Origin of the sequence: Tamaricihabitans halophyticus, assembly GCF_004340875.1 — a bacterium.
Taxonomy (GTDB): Bacteria; Actinomycetota; Actinomycetes; order Mycobacteriales; family Pseudonocardiaceae; genus Tamaricihabitans; species Tamaricihabitans halophyticus.
Map to the genome: position 1 here is coordinate 1 of NZ_SLXQ01000042.1, position 3541 is coordinate 3541.

A 3541-nucleotide genomic window follows, 5' to 3' on the forward strand; every position below is an offset into this window, starting at 1 on the left:
TCGAGATCGGACCAGACGGCACCCTCTCCGCACTGGTAGACGGAATCCCGACACTGCGCAAAGACCAAGACGAAGAAACCGCGTTCCTCACCGCCCTGGCCCGCCTGCACGTCACCGGCACCACAATCGACTGGCAGCCACTGATCCCCGGCGGACGGCTCATTCAACTTCCCACCTACGCCTTCCAACACGAACGCTACTGGCCGAGTAGTGGCACAGGGCCCGCGAACGCGACCGGGCTAGGGGTGGAAGCCGCCGCGCATCCGCTACTCGGCGCGGCAGTGCCGCTCGCCGACACCGATGGCGTCGTGTTCACCACCCGGATCGGCCGTGCTACACACAGCTGGCTCGCTGACCACGCCGTAGGCGACCAGGTGATACTGCCCGCAACCGCGCTGCTCGAGCTTGCGATCCACGCCGCAGACCAGGTCGGCCGAGACCGTATCGAGGAACTGACCCTCGCGGAACCAGTCCTACTTCCGGAAACCGGCGCGGTGCAAATTCAACTCCGCGTCACCGACGAACACACCATCACCATCCACTCACGACGGGCCGGCGCGATAGACGATCCGTGGCAGCTGAACGCCACCGGCGAACTCGGCGACGCCACCCCAGGCGCCGCAACCACCCTCGTCGAATGGCCGCCAGATGCAACCGCACTGTCGACAGAGGACGCCTACGCTCGGCTCGCCGAAGCCGGATTCCACTACGGTCCGGCGTTCCAATGCCTTCGGTCTGCCTGGCAGCAGAACGCCGACATCTACGCCGAAGTGTCGCTGCGCAACGAGACCAGCGACGCCGCCCGATACGGGATGCACCCCGTACTACTCGATGCCGGACTGCACGCGACGATGCTCGCGGAAACCGAGGGCAAGGCCGCACTGCCGTTCTCCTGGCGCGGCGTGACACTGCATGCCAGTGGCGCCGATACCGCACGACTACGGCTGACCCGGCTCGACGACAACACACTCAGGATCACCGCCGCCGACGGCACAGGACAACCGCTCGCCACGATAGAAGCGCTCACGACCAGACCGGTCGCGGCCAGGGCAGCGAGCACCGACGAGCTCTACCTGGCCAAGTACCTGTCCATCGACCTACCCGCCGAACCGGCAACCATTACCCTCGTTGGTAGCGATCCACACGATCTGCTCAACACCGAGCTGGCCAGCGGGTCGTACACCAGGCACCGCGCCGACCTAAGCTCGGCCAAGGACGACCGCCACGTCATCGTCTGCCTCACCGGGGACGAGGACATCATCGGTGCAACGCACACGCTCGCGAGACAGGCACTCGCGTGCATTCACGACTGGCTATCGGACGAACATCCCGCCGACGCCGTGCTGACTTTCGTTACGTCGGGCGCGACCACTGGTACCGACATCGCGGCGGCCGCCGTCCACGGTCTAGTCCGGGCGGCTCAGACCGAACATCCAGGAAACTTCGGGCTCATCGACTTGGCCGAGGGCTGGACCCCCGACGCGGTGTTCCGGGCGTGCGCGCAGGTCGCGCAGGAACCACAGCTGGTCGTCGGCGCCGAAGCGACCGCGCCAAGGTTGATACGTGCCGCCGAAACCGAACCGGCTGCCGGCGGAGCCGGCTGGGGGAATGGAACAGTCCTGGTGACCGGCGGAAGTGGTGCGCTCGCCGAGGCGGTTACCCGGCATCTGATCGAAACGCACGGGGTCGCCGATGTCTTGTTACTGAGCCGGTCGGGCACCATACCTAAGCCACTGAACGACCTACCCGGCGTGCGATCAGTCGGATGCGATGTAACCGACCGGAATGCGTTGGCAGCGGTGCTGGCCGGCGAATCACTCTCGGCCGTCGTACACGCGGCCGGCGCACTCGACGACGGCGTGGTCGAATCCTTGACCCCGGAACGACTCGATGCCGTGCTTCGCCCGAAGGCCGACGCCGCCTGGCACCTGCACGAGTTGCTGCCAGAACTGAACCGGTTCGTCCTGTTCTCCTCCGCAGCCGGCGTCCTGGGCAGCGCCGGGCAAGCGAACTACGCGGCGGCAAACGCGTTTCTGGACGCGCTCGCGGTCTATCGCCACAACCTCGGACTCCCCGCCGAATCACTCGCCTGGGGGCCATGGGAGCGCGGGATGGCCAGCGAACTCGGTGATGCGGCGAGCGAGCGGCACGCAAAGGCTGGAATACGACCACTAAGCGCGCGACATGCCCTGGCATTGTTGGATATCGCCACAGGTGCACCCACCTTCGTACCCGCGCGGCTTGACCTTGCGGCGATCCGAAAGCAGGGCCACGTCCCTCATCTGTTGCGTCGCCTCATCCGCACGACCAGTCGGCGATCAGCCAACGCCGGGTCGGCACCCGCGACGGCACTACGCGGCCGGTTAGCCGAACTCTCACCGGCCGACCGGCACGCTGCGCTGCTCGAACTCGTCCGCGACGAAGCAGCGAACGTGCTCGGCCACCCCGACCCGAGTCGTGTCGATCCGGAGACCCGGTTCCGCGATCTCGGCTTCGATTCGCTCACCGCGGTCGAGTACCGCAACCGGCTTGGCGCGGCCACCGGCATGCGGCTACCGGCAACGGTGGTCTTCGACCAGCCAACCGCGATGGCGCTTGTCGCGTACCTCCTCGACGAACTCTTTGGCTCGGATAGCACGACAACACGCACAACGGCGGCCAGTACCACAGACCCCATCGTCGTGGTCGGCATGGCCTGCCGATATCCAGGTGGCGTCGGCACGCCCGAAGACCTGTGGAACCTGACCATGGGCAGGGGAGACGCGATCACCGGAGTACCAGCTAACCGCGGTTGGGACCTTGACGTCCTATTTGGGCCAGACCAACCAGAACTAGCCGGTGGTTTCCTGGCCGACGCGGGACTGTTCGATCCCGCCTTTTTCGGGATGAGCCCACGAGAGGCACTGGCTACCGATACGCAGCAACGGCTGTTGCTACAAACAACCTGGGAAAGCCTGGAGCGTGCCGGAATCGACCCGACCACCCTGCGCGGCACCGACACCGGGGTGTTCGCGGGTGTGATGTACAACGACTACGCCGCGCTGCTACAGGATGAGGAATTCGCCGGTTTCCAAGGAAACGGAACCTCGCCAAGTATCGCGTCCGGACGCGTTGCGTATACCTTCGGTTTCGAAGGTCCCACGATGACCGTGGACACGGCATGCTCATCCTCGCTTGTGGCACTACACCTGGCCAGCCAAGCGTTGCGATCAGGGGAATGTTCGCTGGCCCTTGCCGGCGGCGTCACCGTGATGTCCACCCCAGGTGCGTTCGCTGACTTCGCGGCCCAAGGTGGGCTGGCTCCGGACGGGCGCTGTAAGGCCTTCGGCGCCGGCGCGGACGGGGTCGGTTGGTCCGAAGGCGTTGGCATGGTAGTGCTAGCCCGCCAGTCGGATGTGATTCGGGACGGGTTACCGATTCTCGCCGTCGTGCGCGGCTCAGCCACCAATTCGGATGGTGCGTCGAATGGGTTGACGGCGCCGAATGGTCCTTCGCAGCAGCGGGTGATTCGGAGTGCGCTTGCTTCGGCTGGGTTGTCCAC

1 protein-coding gene is annotated in these 3541 nt (G+C 65.8%); it reads left to right on the forward strand.

Annotated features, from left to right (window positions below; genetic code table 11):
• Window positions 1–3541, forward strand: a 3541-nt coding sequence (locus tag EV191_RS29950; protein ID WP_132881498.1) for a type I polyketide synthase, incomplete at both ends; no start/stop codon positions are given.